Raw genomic sequence first — 21,000 nt, forward strand, 5'->3', positions numbered from 1 at the left:
AGTATAACGGATAATTGGCGTATATACCGAGACGACGAGCTGATACACGCAGAAGCACTGCGAATCAAGGAAGATGTGCCAAGCATTCTGCATTCCGCTGCAGGTTTAGGAGGGGCCCGAATAGTGACAACCATCCTATATTTAGGCCCCAAAACTGAGCAATTGGCAGAGCGACTTGGGCGCACATTAAACCATCATCCATCGAACTTAGGTATTTCCTGCTGGAGTGGTAAATTAATCGTGCGCCTTGCAGCCCAGGATGTTTCCACTGGTAAAAAGGATATCGTGGCGCTCTTATGGAAACTCCGCCAACAAAATATACCGCGCGTCTGGCAGACATAAAAGACTAGAAGGTTGTAAAGATGAAACTCACACCGAGAGAAAAAGATAAATTAATGATTTCGCTGGCTGCCATGGTAGCACGTGACAGAAAAGCACGCGGCATCAAACTAAACTACCCCGAGACAATTGCTTTGATAACTGATTTCGTAGTTGAAGGCGCAAGAGAAGGAAAAACTGTCGCAGACCTTATGGAAGCCGGAGCACATGTTGTCACACAAATCGACTGCATGGAGGGGGTTCCTGAAATGATTAACGACGTACAGGTTGAAGCCACTTTTCCGGATGGAACAAAACTAGTTACAGTCCACTATCCCATTCGCTAGATCGGAGCTAATACAATGATTCCAGGTGAAATTTTAACTTCTGAAGGGCATCTAGTTCTAAATTACGGTAGAGAAAGTGTACGCGTTTCGGTTGCAAATACAGGAGACAGACCAATCCAAGTTGGCAGCCACTATCACTTTTATGAGGCCAATCCTAAGCTTAAATTCGACCGGAAGCCCACCCATGGAATGCGTTTAGATATAGCAGCAGGCACTGCCGTCCGCTTTGAGCCAGGACAGGTACGTGAAATTCAACTTATTCCCTACTCAGGTGCTAGGCGGATTTTTGGTTTTAATAAAGAAATAATGGGGGAACTATAATGCCCGTTGAAATTTCACGTAAAGTCTACGCTGATATGTTTGGCCCTACCGTGGGCGACCACGTTAGACTTGCTGATACAGAGTTGATTATCGAAGTTGAGAGGGATCTCACAACCTATGGTGATGAAGTTAAATTTGGTGGCGGTAAAGTCATACGTGACGGAATGGGACAATCACAAATTTCCAGTGCTGATAGGGCCGTTGATACCGTGATAACCAACGCCCTAATCGTTGACGTAACCGGAATTTATAAAGCTGACATTGGCCTCAAAAATGGTGCTATCCATGGGATCGGCAAAGCCGGTAATCCAGACACTCAAGAAGGGGTGAATATCATAATCGGTCCAGGCACGGAGGCCATAGCCAGCGAAGGGCATATTGTAACCACTGGAGGTTTTGACAGCCATATTCATTTTATCTGCCCTCAGCAAATTGATGAGGCACTTCACTCAGGCATTACAACAATGTTAGGGGGTGGGACGGGCCCCGCCCACGGGAGTTTAGCAACTACGTGCACCCCTGGTCCTTGGCATATAGGACGTATGCTGGAAGCGGCAGATAGTTTTGCCATGAATCTTGCCTTTGCAGGCAAAGGAAATGCATCACTCCCCGCTGCATTGGAAGAGCAAATAGCTGCAGGTGCCTGCGCACTTAAGTTGCACGAAGATTGGGGCACAACCCCGGCCGCAATCGACAATTGCCTGAATGTCGCAGAAGCCATGGATGTCCAAGTTATGATCCACACGGACACCCTAAACGAAAGTGGTTTTGTGGAAAACACTCTAGCCGCTGTCAAAGGTCGCACTATTCATGCATTTCACACTGAAGGTGCTGGAGGTGGACATGCACCTGACATCATAAAGGTCTGTGGCCAAAGCAACGTCATCCCCTCATCAACTAACCCCACACTTCCTTACACTGTAAATACACTTGAAGAACACCTAGACATGCTCATGGTCTGCCACCACCTGGACCGGTCTATCCCTGAAGACGTGGCTTTCGCAGAAAGCCGCATTAGAAAGGAGACTATTGCAGCAGAAGATATCTTACATGATATGGGTGCCTTCTCCATCGTTGCCTCAGACAGTCAAGCAATGGGCCGAGTTGGAGAGGTAATTACTCGTACTTGGCAGACAGCACATAAAATGAAAGTTCAGCGCGGACGTCTTGATGAAGAACAGGGAGATAACGACAACCAGAGGGTCAAACGTTACATCGCTAAGTACACTATTAACCCTGCACTCTGCCATGGTTTGTCGACCCATATAGGTTCAATTGAGGTGGGGAAACGAGCTGACTTAGTGCTTTGGCATCCGGCGTTCTTCGGTGTAAAAGCGGAAATGGTACTACTAGGCGGCAGCATTGCTGTCTCACAAATGGGTGACCCCAACGCCTCTATTCCGACGCCTCAACCCGTCTACACCCGCCCAATGTTTGCCTCATTTGGACGATCTGTTGAGAAGTCCGCCGTAAGCTTTGTCAGCCAAGCCGCTCAGGAAATGGATATAGCCAATTCGCTTAACCTAGCAAAACAAACTTTAGGAGTTAAAGGTACCCGCGATATCTCCAAACTAGATATGCTAATGAATAATTGCACTCCTGAAATAGAGGTAGATTCCGAAACCTACGAGGTACATGCCGATGGGGAGCTTCTAACCTGTGAGCCTGCAAGTGAACTACCCATGGCCCAACGTTATTTTCTTTTCTAATGAGCCAAGGATATCTTACGCATGCATATTACCCATGAAATCAAAGAGAATATTAACACTAATATCGCTGTGGACACGGTAACCCTAGACTATGAAGGACGTTTTTTGCGACGTAAAAAGTTAACAAGCGACAAGGGTGAAGATTTTTTAGTTGAGCTGCCTGAAACTCGGTCCTTAAATTCAAATGATGGATTTGTGCTAGATGATGGACGTATTATCTCCATTAATCCCGCAACCGAACCACTCACGCTAATAAAACACCCAAACCTTACCCGTATAGCCTGGCATATCGGGAACAGGCACACTCCCTGTCAGATAGATACCACCTGTCTGCTGGTCAGGAAAGATCACGTCCTTGACGATATGCTTAAGAAATTGGGTGCTGAGCTCTCTACTGTGCACGCCCCCTTCATCCCTGAAGGCGGTGCGTATGGGCACGGACGCACCCATGATCACCATGGGTGACGGAACAATGTGATGGAATTAAATAGTGATATCCAAATACTTCAAAACTGGTTCTCTCCTAGTTTTCCGATAGGGTCTTTTGCTTATTCCCATGGTCTTGAAACAGCAATTGAGGATAATGTTGTTTCTGACTCAGCCACTCTAACCGATTGGGTTGGTTTTATTATTGAATATGGCTCAGGCCGAAATGATAGTTTTTTTCTTAGGGCTTCCCACGAAGGAGAGGATGTCAATCAACTGTGTGTAAGCCTATCTGCAGGGAGCGAAAGACAATTGGAAAGCCTAGAACTAGGACGTGCTTTTACAACTGTTATAAATAAATCCTATGGGTTGTCACTTCCCACGGGATTAGCCTACCCCGTTGCTGTCGGGACCGCTTCCAAACAACTCGGCCTGGACCTTTCTCTTACCCTGCAAAGCTATCTCCAAGGCTTCGCCTCTAATTTAATTTCAGTTGGAGTTCGGTCAATTCCTATAGGCCAACTTTCTGGGCAAAATTGCTTGGTCAAAATGTTTCCTGTGATAAAAAGGCTCGGCACCCAACTTGCCGCAACCTCATCGTTTGAACTGGGTAGCTGTGCCTTTATTGGAGATCTCGTATCAATCCAGCACGAAAAATCTATTCCGAGGTTATACAGAACATGACGAAGACTGACTTAAGATATGGACCATTGCGGGTCGGCATAGGTGGACCCGTTGGGGCAGGAAAGACCAGCCTAACTGAAGCACTATGTCGCCTTCTCGCTCCCAGCCTCTCTATGGCCGTTATTACGAACGACATCTACACTAAAGAAGATGCAGATTATTTGGTGAAGGTCCAAGCCTTGCCCTCAGACAGAATCTACGGCGTTGAAACAGGAGGATGTCCGCATACGGCCATTAGAGAAGATGCCTCGGTAAATCTTGCTGCAATAGAGACACTTAAGAAAAAATTCCCTGATCTTGAGCTTATTCTCCTTGAATCAGGGGGAGATAACTTAGCCGCAACCTTCAGTCCCGAACTTGTCGATTTAACCATTTACGTTATCGATGTTTGCATGGGCGCCGACATTCCCCGCAAAAAAGGTCCAGCCCTGATGCGGTCTGATATGCTAGTAGTGAACAAAATTGAGTTAGCTGATTATGTCAATGTAGACTTAGATCAGATGCGCCATGATACTAAGACTAACCGCGGTGATCTGCCATTCATTTTTGGCTCAATGCAGAAAGGTATAGGGGTGTCCGCACTTGGGGCCTTTCTAAGAGAACAGGGCGGGCTAGCTTTTATACAGTGAGCAATATGATTGTCAGCGAACGGGTTGGAAGGACTATTGCAGCTCAGGAAGTTTTTTGTATGAGATCATTGGTCTCCGCTTTATCGGAGAGTTCACTAGCTCCATCACCAAAACATCAATGTCGGGCCTTGGTCTGGCATCGCCATGCATCCGATTGAGCACCTGATTGTCTTCAGCAGTGTCCTTATTCACTGGATCGTGCCCTCGCATCCCATTCACATGCTGATGAACACCCAAGACAACGCCCTCCCTCCAGCACTGGGGCATATAGGCGTCAAGCGGTTGGTTCTTAAGGGGGAGCAATGGGTACCGGGAAGTGATGGTTTCCATCAACTGCATCACCGTTTCTTTGAGTGTAACTACGGGGAACACAAAATGCCTTTGGATTATTGGTTTGGTACCTATCACGATGGCTCTCCTGAGGCCCACGCAAAAATTTTTGTGAAGAAAAAGCCTAGCAAAACATGAGATATATTGCGCAGGCTGGAAATTATTGGACCCATGTCGCTTTGGTTAGGGCGTTCCGTTTTGCCGGGAGTGAGAATTGCTGTCCTGTTATCGTCGGATTACTCGAAGGTGCAATTGCATACCAGTCCTGCCGGTAACGCTGCTTCCGAGTCAGAAACTTTCCTGGGTTGTGTTTATGTTACTCGGAGATTGATACGGACCTGTACGCGCAGTAGTCACATGATGCATTCTGTGGAGGAGGCCTTTCCTGTTGAAGAGCGGCGTGTGCCCCCGTTACTGCGGTGTCGACCCATCCATCATCACAGTCTCTGGTAATCAGTTTTACATTAAAGTGCAGCGTTGCATCGAAAGAGGAACGTTTTTTATCTCCGTTTGCAGAGACTATGCAGCCAAGTGGGTCGACGTTGTGACCCAGTCCCCGCACGAGATACTGGTAAAACTCGATCTGGCGCCAGTACCCTGGCCAGACATTATCCGGTGTTACCTCGTCCTTTTTTGAAGTGCTTTTGTAGTCGACCACGAGATATTGCCCGGTGTCCTGGTCTTCCCAGATATCATCGACAGCACCAAACAGGACGAAATTAGTTCTCTCATGGTGCACGCGAACGCCTTTGAAATTTTCTTGCCACTCGCCTAGATCTGCGTGTTGCAACGGCAGGACGTTTCGCCCGAGACCTGCCATGACGGGATGGGGCTCCTTTCGGGATCGGTAGGCATCAAATTCGTTCTTGAATAACTGGTCAACGGCGGAGTTTAGGAGAAACGGTGGCCCGGATGGCCGTTGGATTCCCAGGCGACGGTCGAGGTAGAAGCACCGGGGACAGTCCACAAACAGGTCAATTTTTGTCCGGCTNACAGCGAATGGTTCCGGGTCCGCTGGATCGTAGAGTTTGCCGCGCCTTTTGGCATATGGAACCGTTGCTTCTCCAGCGGGAGAAAGTGGAGAGGGATTGGAGGGTTTTCCGCTTGTCTTGGTGCTGGCGTCTCCCGGCATCCATGGCGCAAAGGGTTCCAGGTCCAGACCGGCGGGAACGTACCAGACCCTCTCCTCCGGGTTCCACCGCGCACCCAGGGCTTTTGCCTTGTCTTTCTCTTTGTACTCAACGGCCAGGTTGGTATTGGTCGAACTTCGCATATATCAGTTCCCTCTGCTCGATCTGATTGTAGAAGNTTTTTAGAAGTCATCGAAAACCTTTTTGCGGGTGATGACCTTTGNACTCCAAGGGGCTAAGCCCTGTCCGAGTAGCGATTGAAGGCATCAATTTTATCAACCGGGAGATGTTGCNGTGACAGGGCAACCTCCCCAGTAAGCCAATGTTTTTCCTCCTCGAGCTCCCCCTCACCGACATCGATCCACCAGGCTTTTGGTTTTCCATTATCGCCGGGATTCCAGGTATATCCCCTCCTATTGAGAATTTCCCTGAAGTCAAAGGCCGCGCCCGCGGCATATATATGATATGGCGGANGGAGGGTCTGCCTTAAACNNCCGTAACNAATTGTTATTANGTTNANTTATAAGNGNTGCTAGGTTTCATACCACATTCTATACCACATTTTTCTATGACGTCCCCTTCCCTAGCGGGTCCCTTTCGGCGTAACCCCAATCAAGCCTGAACGAATATTTCAGTGGGATCTCCTCAAAGGGCCTACTATGTCTGGGAAGGACGCTAACAGGTCGCGTTCGCACTGACGATCCTACATACATCAGGCACCACGGCCCATGGCCCAAAGGCTCGGGCACCTATTTCAGTAGCCAGTTTGCAGTAACGGCGGGCCATGCTGCGTGATCAGAGGGCGATTACCCAGATCGGGGATTGGGCTAAGTTTTGCTTGAATGTTTTGGTTTTGGGCACTCGACTGTTCTCCAGCTGAAGAGCATTATTGTCCCATTAAAAAGTTTTGAGTCCGTGCATAAGTGACCCATTTTATGCGTCCTAATGATATGGGTAATTTTTCTTAATGTGATTCTGAATATTAACGGTATTACTAGATTAGTAACTTCAAATTTGGTGATAATAATAGCCAAATTAGACCTTAGTTGCGTTTCGATTATCTTTGTGGAGGGTGCCTAAATGTTTAACTTGGTGGGATTAATAGGAATTATTGTAGTGGGAATGATATACGCGGGTGGTGCAATAGCTGCGACGGTTAGTTGTATGTTCAGGGACATAAGCCCACGGAGAACTCGAGCTAATACGAAGTTTATCTCCTAGAATCAGTAATGTTTTGTGCATACTCTTCCCACGATTGAGGAAAAGAATATTTCACACTCTCCTATTTTATTTTATCTATCAGAAACTCTGCTACGGCAGAAGGGCTCAAACCGTCCAAATCAACCTTTTTATTGGACTCGCGCATGAGTTCTTCATCAATGCTATTTGATAGACTCGATAGAAGGCGCACAAGCTTAGGGTGTTTTTGGGCATTTGGTGAAAGCAACACTATAGCGTCATAAGGCGGGAAGGCTGCTTTTGGATCCTCGAGGACAACCAAGTCAAACGCCGAAATACGTCCATCCGTTGTGTATGCAGTAATAAGGTCTACGTTTCCGTCACGCACAGCGTCATACATAAATGTTGAGTCCATCGAGCGTGTAGATAAAAAATCTAAGCCATATAAGTCACGAACCCTGATCCATTCCTGACGTGCAAAAAACTCGGGATCGCCGCCAATTGATAGATTAGAAGTTACCAACCCAAGATCTGAGATTGACTTAATATTCAATTCTTCTGCACGGTTGCGGGTCATTGCCAGGCTATAGGCATTCTGGAAACCCAAAGGAGGAAGAGTCAAAATGCCATATGTATCTCGAAGGTAATGGGCGACCTCTATATACATAGCCATACGCCCAATAGGTTCTTCGCGCTCCATAATAGTAGCCCAAATAGTCCCCGTGTAATCAACATAGACATCCACACTATTTAGTGTGAGGGCATCAAAAAGAATGGTGGAACCCATATTGGAAATATGTTCCACATTAGCGCCGGCATTCCGAAGTTTTCCAGCAATCAAATTGCTTAGTATGAATTGCTCAGTAAAGGTTTTTGCACCAACGATAACAGTCAACCCAGATAAATCATCTTGACGCCCATTCGAGAACTGACGCTCCGAGATATTGTCTTGTCTTATTTTTGATTCGGCATAAGAGAAATTTGATTGCACAAAAGATGGCGTAAGACCTCCTAAAACAACGAAGATGAGGGCTAAAATAGCAGTCCACCCTACCTTTTTACGACCCTCCTTCAACGACACCTCAAGCAATCGAATAATTTGATCCAATAAGATGGCAAGAATTGCAGCTAAAAAACAACCTAGAAGCACAGATGCCCAATTCCGTGTTTGTAACCCCGAAAAAATATAGTTCCCGAGACTGGCAGCCCCTACGGGAGTTGCTAAAGTAGCCGTTCCAACCACCCACACGGCTGCGATACGCAGCCCACCCACTATCATTGGCGCTGCCAAAGGAAGCTCTACTATCCATAACCGCTGCAATTGAGTCATACCCATAGCGTTAGCCGATCGAATAAGGGACGGGTCTAATTCAAGAATGCCAATAACTGTGTTGCGGAGGATGGGAAGAACACTATAAAGCGTTAAAGCAATGAAAGCCGGCCAGAAACCAATAACACCCCCTAATAAAGGGACCATCAATGCAAGCAACGCCATACTAGGAATGGTTTGAATAACACTTGCAATTCCCAAAATTGCCGAAGACATGCGCGAGAAGCGAGTAGCCAGGATTCCCAGAGGTATGCTGATGATCAGCCCTGATAGGATAGCACTCACCGACAAAATAATATGACCGGAAAGATAGGCAGGAAGATTTATTAAGAGCTCTGCCATACTTAGTCTAGAACCGCCCGTAGTTTTTGAACTTGCTTTTGGGGCATCTCGATGAGGTTTTTAACATAAATAGATTTGGGATCAGAAACTAGATTTCTTGGCGTTCCTGACTGAAGAATCCTTCCTTCCTTTAGGATATAGATACGATCCGCTAAAAGAAATGCTTCCGTTACATCATGTGTCACGATAACAATAGCCAATTCCAATTGTTTCCGAATTTCAAGAAGTTCCATTTGCAGATTGGTACGCGTGATAGGATCAAGAGCACTAAAAGGTTCATCCAGAAGTAATAACTGCGGCGACGTAGCAAGGGCACGCGCAAACCCAACGCGTTGCTGTTGTCCTCCGGACAACTGAGAAGGCATCCGGCTTTTATAGGTTTCAGGATCTAAGTGAACAAGAGAAAGAAGTTCATCCACGCGAGCTTTCATCTCCCTTGATTCCCAATGACTCAACTTGGGCGCAATACCAACATTCTCTTCCACCGTCATATGAGGGAATAAGCCAATACCTTGAAAGGCATAACCAATAGATCTGCGTAATTCAATAAGATCAACACCTTGAATATCCTGACCATCCAGCTCAATTCTTCCTGAAGTGGTTTCAATCAAGCGATTAATCAATGACAATGTAGTTGATTTACCACACCCCGACTCTCCGAGAAGTGCCACAATCTCGCCCTTGGCCACATCAAGAGTCACCTCATCGACAGCCCTGATCCGACCGTCAAATATCTTGCTCACTTTATTCAGATGTAAGAGCGGTCCATCACTCTGCAACACAACCCCCTAACACAAGCCCTACTTTACGTTGGCTACCAACGTGACCGGTTTGTCTACTATCTCATTTTGTGGACGCGACAGATAAAGTTCGGCATAAAAACAATTACCATCGTACTCTGGTGTAGGATCTACTCCAAGACGCTCCAGCTCTGCGAGAGCATTCCTTCTCTCTATTTCCGATACAAAGTTACGCTGAAAAAACAAAGAGCTTGATAATTTTTCAGTAAAAAGGCCATGGCTTTCAAGTTCATCCTCAATATCAGTGTAGGGAAACATTCTCAAAACGAATGACGCCACCCATGGAACAATCTCAAATTCCACCTCCGTTAGAATTTTGCCAAATGTCTTTTCACTGATATAACCGACACAACCCGTTGAGATGATAAGGTCGGCGTTCCTGGCTTTAAAAGCGTTTGACTTGGTCAATGATGATGTTTCAAGGTCAGCCGCCACACCATCGTCAATAAACCCAATTTGGATGCCATACTCGAGCGCTTTGTCCGCCACATCAAAACCAACGATGTCCAACTTTGAGTTAGTGTTGAAAGACGAAAAGTAAGCACGATCAACTTCTATACCAGATTTTTGTGGAGGTTTAGTCTCACAAAAATACCTCTGCAACTCACTCCACTCTATATCTCGTTTTAAAATTGCTCCATTCACACCATAAGAACAACCCAGGTCCACGACTTTCAGAACTCGCCGGCGCCTTTGTTTTTGCAAATATCCCATGATAGTCTCAAAGTGCGGTTTAGCCTCCTGGGGAATCGCATAACCGTGGGCACTAAGCTGGGTAAAATAACTTCTAGGATCTAAGCAATTGTATATATCGTCAAAACCCTGTTTTCCTTGATTAATCGTTGTGTACAAAAAGTCATTCATTTAAGATGTCCTACTCCAATCAATCCGGAAATGCTGTTATCGACAATAAAAAGATCACCATCAGAAGGTGTATCATCAATTTGTCCTTTGTGCCATACACGGGTCTAGTTTCTTATACTCTAGCACACAAACCATGTACCGGTGAAAAGGCGCAGCGGTCCACGGACCAAGGTTCAGTTAAACATAGTTTCCGCCCTCAAGTGGGGAGCCTTATATAGTTTTGAACGCTTAACCCCATGCAGGGGGGTGATTTACATGTTAACAAACGTTAACCAAAAAAGGTTTGTTGAATCGGGAGTTGCAACGCGGCTCGGGGTCAACTGGCCGGGGCAAAGGTGCCTGGCTAAAACCCGTCGGGGAATGCCTTGCCAGAACCCTGTCGTCACAGACCGGAACAGGTGCCGAATGCATGGAGGCAAGTCCACCGGACCCCGGACCCTTGAGGGCAAAGCGCGGGTTATCGCAGCGAACACTAAGCACGGTCAGCGGTCCAAGGCACATGTTGCAAGGGTCAAAGCAATCAACGCTGAGTTGCGGCACATTTTATTCCAACTTAAGCGGGACGGCATTATTTCCTAACGGGTGTAGGTGCACGGCCCAAGAAAAGTGTCCTATGTGTCCTAGGTGGCCTAGCATTTTTGCAAACTCAATTACCAGCGTACTGTGGTCCCGAAACGTCTCTAACAGAGAAAAATACTCAATCTATTTCTACTAGGGCACCTAGGACACTTAGGGCATTGCTATACTGGCTCTACCTTTGCGGCGCCCTAGTTGGAGGAAGTGTCCCAGTGAAAAGCGGGACACTCCTTAGTCGTCAACAGGCCAATCATGTTCACCTCTGGTTATAAGGTCAAAATGGCGCCGACATTCCTCCAAATCCGATATTCGATATACCCAGTGCCGTTGTTTGTCTTTTTGAATGCGCACCCTCTCAAACTCGGGAATAAGTTTCCTTAGCTCCTTTCCAAAGCCCATAGAGGAGGCTCGTCGCTTAATGCCTATCTTTTCGCTGCATTCATAGTAATCCTCGTAAAGCCTTTCGGTATGGACTTCTGTCACCCAATTGTTTCCCTCGGACATAGTGTGGCCGTCTATTAATCGCTCGAGCCACCAGTTTTGGACAGGAGAAGCACTGTAGGTCTTTTGATCTTGCAGAGCTTGCGTCTGTGGAGGGGACCCAAGTGCGATGCCGGAAAGATCGTATTCCAGTAGGTAATGGAGGAGCGCTTCTTTGCCTCCATTATTCATTTGATCTATGACGCTGCCAAAGTAGGCTTGATCCTGGACCCGCGCTTCACCCACATCAATCACAAAGAAGCGTCGTGCTTCGTTCCCAGCTGGGACTATCCAGTCTTGATTGGACGAGATCAAAAGGCGGATGTGGTTCCGAAACGTAATGACATCTTTTCCCTTCATCTCAATCTGGATTGTATCTTCTGTTATCAACGCCTTCAGCACCCCCTCAGCCTTTTTGTCTCCTGCCCAAAATGCTTCGTCTGCATAGACAATCAATTTATCTTTGAGGTGCGAATTAAAGTGCCCAGTAAGGTGGCCAGCTTGCGTTACCTGTGTGAAGTGCGGACCGAATAGCGAGCCAAACTGGTTGCAAAAAACCCCCTTCCCTGTTCCCTCCCGGCCCCTCAAAACCACGGCTATGCCAGTTCTCCTGGCACGATTTTGGACGGCATCTGCCATCCATGCAATGAGGTAGTTGCCTATTTCCTCGTCCCCTTTGCAGATATTGTTTTGGACATGTTCCAGGAACCGGGAGCAATCCCCCTTCTGAGGCTGGACGGCGNAACCTTTGTCCAGGTTTAAGTAGCCTGGCACTTCTTCTCCGGGCGCAAAGACAATCCCCTCATACTGGCGTNGATTAGGGTGCGCCAACCAAACCTTGCCGGCAGTAGTTCTCTTTTGCCCTCGACCGACAGGGCGGTTTAAGTACCGAGCCAGAAAATCCGCCTGCGAGGAGAAGGTAATGTCCGGATAGCCAAAAGCTGGGTTTACTTGTTCGTTGGCTATGAGGCATTTCCCCCCAACCATCACAACTGCATGCTTTTTATTTAACTCAGCGACTAGGTCTTGTTCCTGCTCCAAGGTTTCATCTGGTGTCAATTTTAGTACCGAGGATAGAATCTGCTCTAACTCCTCTTCCGGAAGCGGACCATCTGCAAAGTTCGGGTGATCATGAGTTGATGCTTGTTGGTTAAGGTCCACAAGTGCAGATCTGATCTCCTCCTCTTCAGTGCCGCGGAGGCGTAGGCTGCACCCCTTGGAGTAAAGGTAGCCGTTTCGGCCCTCCTGTGATTTTACCGAGCCGTTGTTCATGGGGGTTGACGAGATCATATGCCGAACCTTAAGAGCTTCTTTTCCCACCCGGCTGCGCTCGGCTAGTTCAATAAATCCATCCAGAGAAAGCCGTTCACCCTCAGACACACAATATCGATTAGTAATTGCGGCTCCGAAGTATGGAAGGTTAATCCAATTACCGGGTCTCGGTTTCCCAGTTTCCGGGTCAGCCTCTCTACTAGCTTGTTTGGGAAAGACCTCAACGCCAGGATAACCGAGTGCGGTTGACCAATTCTTGAGAGCATCAACTACTGTTTTTGCTTCGCATGGCTCTTCCAAAAAAGAGTAGCAATGTGCTCCGCCGGACTTACTTCTGCAGATAACAAGGGGTAGACCAAGTTGGCGAACTTTTGCTTCTAGGGAAGAGTGATCAATGTCATTAACGTCAATGTCTATTGCAGCCCATTGAACTCTTACGCCATCGTCTAAAAGAGGGATTAGGCCGAGTCCTTCCCTGCCCTCTATCGAAAAGTGCTCACTCCACACAGTGTCGTTCACTGGACCAGTTACAGTGCGTGCTCTTCCTTTTTTCTTCCCAGTCTCAGGAACCGTCCCCGTGATACGAAAACTTCCATGGGATTTGGAGTATGAAGGGAATAGGGATTTGAAACGTGATAACGTATTTGGAGAGACATTAACGGCGTTCATTGCTCTGGCCCTCAGCAAAATTATCAAGCAGAATCTGGATGTCCTCCCATCGCCACGCCGTGGTATTGGGTCCAAGCTTTACAGGCTTTGGGAAGCGGCCCTCGGCAACACCAGCCCACCATGACGAAGCGGATATGGGTAACAAGGGTTCTAGTCGGGGCAAGGCCTTCTGGTCGCCGATAATCTGCTTCAATCGCAAATATCGTGAGGTGGTTGGGTCGGGTCTCATGTCGATCTCCTAGGATTTGGTTGGACATGAACCTGAGGATTGGTGCCTGAAAACTATTTCCGAGCTTTATTTTTTTTCAGGCGTATCTCGCTAATAATGCTTTGGAGAATTACCTCCTTTTTTTCCTCCAAGTCGAACTTTCTTTCCTGTATCGGTAAATGGCCTATTGCGCTCAATCTCGGATTCCAATTCAGCAACCTTCCTTTGTTGGCGTATCACTTCTTCACTCAGCTTCTGATTGTCTTCCTTGTAGTCATCAAGGGACCCAAGGCCCTTCGGGGTGCGGACTACGCCCCTCGCCAGGACACCGGCAGGTTTCACAACAACGCCATGATGCATCCTCTTTATGTCGGGATGATTTTCTCCGTATCGTTTGTTGGCCCAGTGTGCAATTTCAGAAAAGGTAAACCCACCCGGATACGACCTGCGTAACTCTCCCTTTTTGATGGCGTACCGAACATGATTGTCTATCTTTCGTCGAAATTCTCCGCGTTTATTACTTGAACTTATAAGGTCGGTGATCATCGATACAGATTCACCATACCCAATTCTGTCGTGACCCTGGTATTGTTCGGGCGGTTGGTATTTAATCCGCTTAAAAGGGTTACCCATTGCGGATCATTAACCTGTAGATCCGAATTTAACAGAGACCACCCGTCCCGTGTTCTCGCAGACGTAGTCCGCCCAAGCTTGCATCATCTCACGACGCTTTCCTAAAAGATCTCCTCGCCGATAAGCCGCCTCCACTTTGTTGGGTATTTTGTGTGACAGCGCCATTTCTGAAACCTCGTTGGGAAAATTCGTCGTCTCCGATGCCCAGTCCTTGAAACTAGACCTAAACCCATGAACGGTAGCAGTACTACCGACGCGTTTCTGCAGAACGTGCAGTAGCGTATTGTACGATAATGGCTTTCCCGTCCTCACATTGGGGAAAACGAATTGAGACTCAGGTGACAAGCTTCTAGCTTCTTGAAGGATCTCTTCTATCCGATCTGTAAGCGGCACCCGATGCGGTTGACTGGTTTTTGTCCGTTCCGGCGGTAATGTCCAAAGCTTCGTTGACAATTCTACTTCCTCCCACCGCGCCTCCAGGACCTCCTTGGTACGCGATGCGGTTAATATTAGAAATTCAAAGGCTAGCTTAGACATAGGTTCGGATGAACAGTTTCGAATTTCTTTCACTAGTGTCGAAACAGCATCGAAATCAACCGCTGCATAACGACGAACTTTACGAGGCTGCTTAGGTAACCCAACCATAGCGCCTGCTACTGGATCATCCCCAGAAACATACCCATTCGCTCTTGCCCATTTGAGAACCGTTGCAACTCGTTGCGAAAGGCGTTTTGCAGTCTCTGGTTTGCTCAGCCAGATAGGCGAGAGGATACGCAACACATCACCCGAAGACACCTGGGACACGAGTCGTTTACCAATAACCGGGTAAGCGTACTCCTCTAATGTTCTTATCCATTGCGCTGCGTGTTTGGGATTGCTCCAGTTAGGCACTAAAGTTGTATGGACGTTCCTCGATGCAAGCGCAAACGTTGGAACGATGGTCCTTTCTCGTCGCCGATTGGCGAGGGGGTCTCCTCCACTTCTCGCGATAGCGCGGTAACTCTGCGCGAGTTGCCGTGCTTTCGCCAAAGAGACTGTCTTTAACCCACCTAATCCCATGTCCCGTCGCCGACCACCGACCATGCATCGTAACACCCAGCGTTTTGCGCCAGATTTATCAACAATTAGATACAATCCGTTTCCGTCAGTATATCGTCCCGGGTCCACAAGTTTGGAGACGCGTTTGGCATTAAGCGCATTAGTCGGGTGTTTACCCTTCGGCATGTTTCATACCACATTTCATACCACATTTTAACCCGGATACGGTCGGACATCAATGGATATAAATGAAAGATCATCCCATATTATCTTATATATAACAGGTAGTTAAATGTTAGGCTTGGACACCTCTGGACAGGAAGATGGCGGAGGGAGGGGGATTCGAACCCCCGGTACGGCTTTATACCGCACAACGGTTTAGCAAACCGCCGCCTTCAGCCACTCGGCCACCCCTCCACTGTTGAGATAAAACTAACTTTACTGCCAGGCATCCCTATTAATGACACTACCTTTCAGTGTCAATTGCCCCCTTAGGAAGATGTCAGATAATACCCTATATCTTATACAAGAATGCAGTACTTCTCGCATTTATCCAGAGCCAACAAAAGAATGTACCAATAACGGGCGATAAATTGGACCATTTTTACTTAATACACTGGAAACCAAACAAAATTGGCCTACCATTACGGGTCTCTGGCTAATAGATATCCCCCACGAGAAAAANTCCTGCAAACCTCGTGGCTTCTCCCTCACGCGCCCCAGAGTGACATGAGGAACAAAACTCTTTGTAGTTCTGCCCACTCCACTCAAAAATAATTTCTGATCTACCGCTCGTTTGAGCCCATCAAGCTCAGAACAATGGTCTATACCTATCCACAAAGTACGTATTTTGTTACGACCCCCAAACCAACCCAATTCACCAAAATTTATCTTAAATGGCTCACTACGAATCTCTGTCAACGCAGAACAAATATCCTGAACATCACTTTCGGGAACTTCACCTACAAATCGCAATGTTAGATGTAAATTCTCAGCAGGAACCCAATTCACACCAACCACCCCAGTCTGAAGCTTAGACAGGCCTTCCCTCACCTCTTTAGGAAAACAAACAGCCACAAATAACCGAAGCATCCGGAACTCCTCGACAAACTTTTATCAAACTAACATTCTGCAGGATTTCTGAGGGTGGGAGCTATATGGTTCCAGCTTATGGCCTTGGTATCTCAGCCCCAGTTTGCGGTACATCATATCCCCTCTGAGTGGCAGGCCGGTCTGCAATCTCTAAATACCAACGAAGCAGGTTGGGATATTTAGAAAAATCAANTCCCTGCCATTCAAAGCGAGAAATCCATGGCCAGGTAGCTATATCAGCGATTGAGAAAGATTTCGTCAAAAATTGTGACGTAGAGAGCCGTTTGTCTANCACTCCATAAATCCTGTTAGTCTCNGAAGAGTACCNCTCCTCNGCATAAGCCGACTTACCTTTATTGAATTTAACAAAGTGATGGGTTTGCCCCANCATTGGTCCCACGGAACCCATCTGCATCATAAGCCACTGAAGAACCTCATACCGCCCCTCTCCAGAAGGGGGCAACAATTCACCAACTTTATCCGCCAAATAAATCAGTATTGCCCCGGACTCCATCAGGGCAAAATTGGCTTTGGTATCAACTAGCGCGGGTATCTTATTATTGGGACTAATGGCTAAGAAATCAGGAGCAAATTGCTCATCTTTAGTTATGTTTATAGCCTTAACCTTATAATCCAGAGCCAATTCCTCCAAGGCAATCGAAACTTTTCTGCCATTAGGTGTGCCCCAAGTATATAATTCGTACACTTATTCCCCCATAGGTTAGTTTTAGAACCCAGCGACTCCTAATTAATCTAGGAGATACTACACAATGCCATGACCTCGGATGAAATTCCTTCCTTCAGCCCCATTATTTACTAAGCAAATCTCGTAATATTTTATTCACCATCTGTGGATTGGCTTTGCCGCCCGTGAGCTTCATTACCTGTCCTACAAAAAATCCTAGAAGCTTGTCTTTACCATTCTTAAATTCCTCTACCTTTTCAAGGTTTTCATCCAGCACTTTTTGTACATATTCCTCTATTTGTTTTTCATCACTCACCTGAGAAAAACCCCGACGTTCTACTATCACCGCAGCTTCCTCGCCAGTAGAAAACATTTCATCAAGAACTTTCTTGGCAAGGCTGTTGGAAATAACCCCTTCGGAAATTAAATCAAGTAGCTGGCCCAACCCCGCCGCACCAACCTTTGAACTTTCAATTGAAATTCCTTCTCGATTTAGCCTACCTAGCAATTCACCAATGACCCAATTTGCAACTTGTTTTGAATCCCTTCCTTTTGCAATTTCCTCAAAATAAGTTGCCCGCTCGGCCTCAGATGTCAAAACTCCAGCATCGTATTCTGTAAGTTCATAGTGTTTGACGAAGCGCTCCGCTTTAGCATCCGGGAGCTCAGGAAGCCTCTCTCTTAGGCCCGCCACCCAGTCACTGTCCAATCGTAAGGGAAGGAGATCTGGATCAGGAAAATACCTATAATCATGCGAGTCTTCTTTTGACCGCATTGATTTTGTCTCGCCCAAATCTGGATTAAAGAGCCGTGTTTCCTGATCAATCGAACCTCCTGCCTCAATAAGTCGGACCTGACGCCCCGACTCATAGTCAATTGCTCTCATCAAGAAACGGATAGAATTTAGGTTTTTGATTTCACAGCGTGTCCCATATGGCTCACCTGGCCGACGGACGGATACGTTGGCGTCACACCGCATCGAACCCTCTTCCATATTTCCATCGCAGGTCCCCACATACCTTAGGATCGATCGCAACTTCGCCATGAAAGCCCCAGCCTCTTCCGCGGAACGCAGATCTGGCTCTGTGACGATTTCCATTAGGGCAATGCCAGATCTGTTCAGATCCACAAAAGTCTTGTTTGGGTGTTGGTCATGCATACTCTTGCCAGCATCTTGCTCTAGGTGCAGGCGAGTAATTCCAATTTTTCGGGTATAGCCCGATTCCACTTTTACCAATAGATCGCCACGGCCAACAATGGGATCGCTATATTGCGATATTTGGTAACCTTGCGGCAAATCTGGGTAAAAGTAATTCTTGCGGTCAAAAATCGACACCAGATTAATTTCCGCCCCAAGGGCGAGGCCCGTACGAACTGCTTGCTCCACACAATATTGGTTAATGACCGGCAGCATGCCGGGCATTCCTGCATCCACCAGGGACACTTGTGAGTTCGGGTCACCCCCAAACTTAGCTGAGGCGCCGGAAAACAATTTGGATTGGGACGCAACCTGCGCGTGGACCTCAAGACCTATTATGACCTCCCACTCACCAGTCTCTCCCTGCACAAAATTTTTAACTTCTACCAAAGTTTTAACCTACGTAAGCAGATGGTTTTTTTGAAAACTCCGCTGCCCGCTCTAGCTTTTCCCCAAACTGAAACAAACGGCTTTCCTCGAACGCCGGACCAATCAATTGAAGCCCCAGAGGTAGGCCGGTGCCAGAGAGACCACATGGTACCGAAATTGCTGGTAAACCAGCCATACTGGCCGGCACTGTAAAGATATCATTGAGATACATGGCGACTGGATCATCAAGCTTGTCGCGAAGACCAAAAGATTCATTGGGCGTAGTAGGTGTCAGGATTATATCCACTTTCTTAAAAGCACTGTTAAAGTCTTCTAAAATCAATCGTCGCACTTTCTGGGCATGAATATAATAAGCATCATAATATCCGGCTGAAAGGACATAGGTTCCAATCATGATCCGTCGCTTTACTTCAGGGCCGAACCCCGAACCCCGTGTTTTTGAGTACTGTTGGTCTAAACTTTTGTCCGAAACACGCATTCCATACTTAACCCCATCGTAACGAGCTAAGTTGGAAGAAGCTTCAGCAGGCGCTACAATATAATACGCTGGTAAAGCGTACTTGGTATGCGGCAGGCTTATATCGACCAACTCCGCCCCCGACTCCTTAAACCACCGACCTCCATCCTCCCACAATTTATTTATCTCAGTCGGCAATGAATCTGACAAGTACTCCTTAGGGACCCCCACTTTCAGTCCCTTGATACTTTGACTGAGAAACTTCTCAAACTGAGGGACAGGTCGATCAACGGATGTCGTGTCACGCCCATCATGCCCAGACATAGCCTCTAAAACTATTGCCGCATCGTGTACTGACCGCGTGATGGGTCCTGCCTGATCCAACGAACTAGCAAAGGCGATTGTTCCCCACCTTGAGCATCGCCCATAGGTAGGTTTAACCCCTACCACTCCGCAAAACGCTGCTGGTTGACGAATGGAGCCGCCGGTATCAGTACCTATCGCAGCTGGAACAACGCCAGCGGAAACCAGGGCTGCGGAGCCACCAGAACTCCCTCCCGGCGCCAGATCATCACCATCAGACTCGCGCTTCCAAGGATTGATTGCGGGGCCATAAGCACTTGTGATGTTAGAAGAGCCCATAGCAAATTCATCCATGTTTGCTTTCCCCATCAAAACCGCCCCTGCCCCCCATAAGTTCTCAGTAACCCGCGACTCATAAGTAGGAACAAAATTTCCCAAAATTTTGGAGGCCGCTGTTGTTCTAATACCTTTGGTACAAAATAGGTCTTTCACGGCCACAGGAACTCCTTCAAGAGATCCTAATTCTTGCCTAGAAATTTTATCATCGCTCCTGCTGGCCATATCTTTTGCGAGATCCGGCGTTTCTGTAATATATCCATTCAAACTTTTGGCGAGCTCCGCGGCATGTATATGGTCATCAACAAGCTCCCCAACAGTGAAATCACCATTACGGAGGCCATCCCTTATTTCAACAACCGTTAGTCCTACTAATGAATTCTTGGCACCCATTATTCAATTACCTTGGGTACTAGGAAATAATTATTTGTGCTTTCGGGAGCATTGCCGACGATATCCTCTGCAACATCACCATCCATCACCGTATCATCACGCGTCTTCAACTCCGCCTCCACAACACTCGACAATGGCTCACAAGAGCTAACATCCACCTCACGCAGTTGTTCTATCCAGGAAAGAATATTTGAGAGTTCTTGAGCCATAGGGGCGAGATCCTGCTCCTGGATTTCAATGCGGCAAAGTTTTGCAACACTTGCGACAGTCTCTTTATCCAAATCCATAATTTTCACCTCGCTGACACTAAAGCTAACCGGAACACATACAGGAACTTGGCCTCTGTGTCTTGTCATACATAGATCGGCACTGCAGTATAACCTCCATGATAACAGATACTGTTTCCCTCTTTTCTAAAACCTTGCCCCAGAGAGGACGCGTTCTTGGATTAGACCTGGGAGCCAAAAGAATCGGCATCGCTATATCTGACCCAAGCCGCAAGATTGCGTCCCCACTATATACCCTTCAGCGCACCAAATTTACTAAAGATGCTTCTAAAATCAAATCTCTCTGTCGCGATGATGGTGTTAAAGGACTAATTATTGGACTTCCAATTAATATGGATGGGTCGGAGGGAAAAGCCTGCCAGGCCAGCAGAGAATTCAGTAGATTATTTTACGAATCCTCTGGGCTGCCAATACTACTATGGGACGAAAGGCTGTCGACAATAGCCATAACAAAGACAATGATCGAAGCTGATCTATCCCGACGACGTCAAGGGGAGGTCGTCGATAAAATGGCTGCAGCTTATATTCTACAGGGGGCACTGGACACGATAGGCTCAGTTGGGTCCGGATAATA

23 protein-coding genes and 1 tRNA gene are annotated in these 21,000 nt (G+C 47.2%); 10 read left to right on the top strand and 14 right to left on the bottom strand.

Features of this window, described 5'->3' with window-relative positions:
* The 8 genes from CMM32_03485 to CMM32_03520 form a co-directional block, all read left to right on the top strand.
* The coding region (locus tag CMM32_03485; GenBank protein ID MBT05963.1) for an urease accessory protein at positions 1–342 on the top strand (342 nt) is incomplete at its 5' end.
* Positions 343–362: 20 nt separating this feature from the next.
* Complete coding sequence (locus tag CMM32_03490) at positions 363–665, top strand: urease subunit gamma (protein ID MBT05964.1); 303 nt, start codon at positions 363–365, stop codon at positions 663–665.
* Positions 666–680: 15 nt separating this feature from the next.
* Complete coding sequence (locus tag CMM32_03495) at positions 681–986, top strand: urease subunit beta (protein ID MBT05965.1); 306 nt, start codon at positions 681–683, stop codon at positions 984–986.
* On the top strand, positions 986–2,695 hold the full coding sequence (ureC, locus tag CMM32_03500; protein MBT05966.1) for an urease subunit alpha: 1,710 nt from the start codon (positions 986–988) through the stop codon (positions 2,693–2,695). Before CMM32_03495 ends, ureC begins: the two co-directional genes overlap by 1 nt.
* Before the next feature lie 21 nt (positions 2,696–2,716).
* Entirely contained in the window at positions 2,717–3,160 is a 444-nt protein-coding gene (locus tag CMM32_03505; protein MBT05967.1) for an urease accessory protein UreE, read from the top strand.
* 12 nt (positions 3,161–3,172) lie between these two features.
* Positions 3,173–3,805: an urease accessory protein UreF gene (locus CMM32_03510; protein MBT05968.1), complete on the top strand. Its 633-nt coding sequence runs from the start codon at positions 3,173–3,175 to the stop codon at positions 3,803–3,805.
* Positions 3,802–4,434, top strand: coding sequence for an urease accessory protein UreG (ureG, locus tag CMM32_03515; GenBank protein MBT05969.1), 633 nt, complete (start codon positions 3,802–3,804; stop codon positions 4,432–4,434). The genes CMM32_03510 and ureG overlap by 4 nt, the downstream gene beginning before the upstream one ends.
* Positions 4,435–4,578: 144 nt before the next feature.
* The gene (locus CMM32_03520) at positions 4,579–4,902 is read left to right on the top strand and encodes a hypothetical protein (GenBank protein ID MBT05970.1); all 324 of its coding nucleotides are present in this window, start codon (positions 4,579–4,581) and stop codon (positions 4,900–4,902) included.
* A gap of 178 nt (positions 4,903–5,080) precedes the next feature.
* Here CMM32_03520 and CMM32_03525 read toward each other — a convergent pair whose 3' ends face one another.
* The 4 genes from CMM32_03525 to CMM32_03540 form a co-directional block, all read right to left on the bottom strand.
* The gene (locus CMM32_03525) at positions 5,081–6,037 is read right to left on the bottom strand and encodes a hypothetical protein (protein ID MBT05971.1); all 957 of its coding nucleotides are present in this window, start codon (positions 6,035–6,037) and stop codon (positions 5,081–5,083) included.
* 1,139 nt (positions 6,038–7,176) lie between these two features.
* Positions 7,177–8,745: an ABC transporter permease gene (locus tag CMM32_03530; GenBank protein MBT05972.1), complete on the bottom strand. Its 1,569-nt coding sequence runs from the start codon at positions 8,743–8,745 to the stop codon at positions 7,177–7,179.
* A 2-nt stretch (positions 8,746–8,747) separates the two neighbouring features.
* Positions 8,748–9,527, bottom strand: coding sequence for a glycine/betaine ABC transporter ATP-binding protein (locus CMM32_03535; protein MBT05973.1), 780 nt, complete (start codon positions 9,525–9,527; stop codon positions 8,748–8,750).
* A gap of 18 nt (positions 9,528–9,545) precedes the next feature.
* Complete coding sequence (locus CMM32_03540) at positions 9,546–10,409, bottom strand: hypothetical protein (GenBank protein ID MBT05974.1); 864 nt, start codon at positions 10,407–10,409, stop codon at positions 9,546–9,548.
* Between the two features lie 360 nt (positions 10,410–10,769).
* Here CMM32_03540 and CMM32_03545 point away from each other — a divergent pair, with 360 nt between their 5' ends.
* The gene (locus CMM32_03545) at positions 10,770–10,988 is read left to right on the top strand and encodes a hypothetical protein (protein MBT05975.1); all 219 of its coding nucleotides are present in this window, start codon (positions 10,770–10,772) and stop codon (positions 10,986–10,988) included.
* A 228-nt stretch (positions 10,989–11,216) separates the two neighbouring features.
* On the opposite strand, the gene CMM32_03550 is transcribed toward CMM32_03545, so the two are convergent.
* The 10 genes from CMM32_03550 to CMM32_03595 all read right to left on the bottom strand — a co-directional run bounded on the left by CMM32_03550 (position 11,217) and on the right by CMM32_03595 (position 20,426).
* A complete protein-coding gene (locus CMM32_03550) occupies positions 11,217–13,406 on the bottom strand; it encodes a hypothetical protein (protein ID MBT05976.1) in 2,190 nt (729 codons plus the stop codon).
* Positions 13,393–13,635 (bottom strand): transcriptional regulator, encoded by a 243-nt coding sequence (locus CMM32_03555; protein ID MBT05977.1) that lies wholly within the window; start codon positions 13,633–13,635, stop codon positions 13,393–13,395. Before CMM32_03555 ends, CMM32_03550 begins: the two co-directional genes overlap by 14 nt.
* A gap of 90 nt (positions 13,636–13,725) precedes the next feature.
* Positions 13,726–14,247 (bottom strand): hypothetical protein, encoded by a 522-nt coding sequence (locus CMM32_03560; GenBank protein MBT05978.1) that lies wholly within the window; start codon positions 14,245–14,247, stop codon positions 13,726–13,728.
* Positions 14,248–14,256: 9 nt separating this feature from the next.
* Positions 14,257–15,471, bottom strand: a complete 1,215-nt coding sequence (locus CMM32_03565; GenBank protein MBT05979.1) for an integrase — start codon at positions 15,469–15,471, stop codon at positions 14,257–14,259.
* A gap of 138 nt (positions 15,472–15,609) precedes the next feature.
* Positions 15,610–15,702: transfer RNA gene (locus tag CMM32_03570), tRNA-Ser, on the bottom strand.
* Between the two features lie 132 nt (positions 15,703–15,834).
* On the bottom strand, positions 15,835–16,377 hold the full coding sequence (locus tag CMM32_03575) for an RNA 2',3'-cyclic phosphodiesterase (protein ID MBT05980.1): 543 nt from the start codon (positions 16,375–16,377) through the stop codon (positions 15,835–15,837).
* A 76-nt stretch (positions 16,378–16,453) separates the two neighbouring features.
* A complete protein-coding gene (locus CMM32_03580; protein ID MBT05981.1) occupies positions 16,454–17,083 on the bottom strand; it encodes a glutathione S-transferase in 630 nt (209 codons plus the stop codon).
* Between the two features lie 103 nt (positions 17,084–17,186).
* The gene (locus tag CMM32_03585; protein ID MBT05982.1) at positions 17,187–18,650 is read right to left on the bottom strand and encodes an Asp-tRNA(Asn)/Glu-tRNA(Gln) amidotransferase GatCAB subunit B; all 1,464 of its coding nucleotides are present in this window, start codon (positions 18,648–18,650) and stop codon (positions 17,187–17,189) included.
* A gap of 4 nt (positions 18,651–18,654) precedes the next feature.
* A complete protein-coding gene (locus CMM32_03590) occupies positions 18,655–20,139 on the bottom strand; it encodes an Asp-tRNA(Asn)/Glu-tRNA(Gln) amidotransferase GatCAB subunit A (GenBank protein MBT05983.1) in 1,485 nt (494 codons plus the stop codon).
* Positions 20,139–20,426, bottom strand: coding sequence for an Asp-tRNA(Asn)/Glu-tRNA(Gln) amidotransferase GatCAB subunit C (locus tag CMM32_03595; GenBank protein ID MBT05984.1), 288 nt, complete (start codon positions 20,424–20,426; stop codon positions 20,139–20,141). Before CMM32_03595 ends, CMM32_03590 begins: the two co-directional genes overlap by 1 nt.
* Before the next feature lie 98 nt (positions 20,427–20,524).
* On the opposite strand from CMM32_03595, the gene CMM32_03600 reads away from it, so the two are divergent.
* Positions 20,525–20,998 carry a Holliday junction resolvase RuvX gene (locus tag CMM32_03600; protein ID MBT05985.1) on the top strand — a complete coding sequence of 158 codons (474 nt, stop codon included), beginning with the start codon at positions 20,525–20,527 and terminating at the stop codon, positions 20,996–20,998.
* Positions 20,999–21,000 lie beyond the last annotated feature (2 nt).

This window comes from Rhodospirillaceae bacterium, from assembly GCA_002728255.1.
Lineage (GTDB): Bacteria > Pseudomonadota > Alphaproteobacteria > UBA7887 > UBA7887.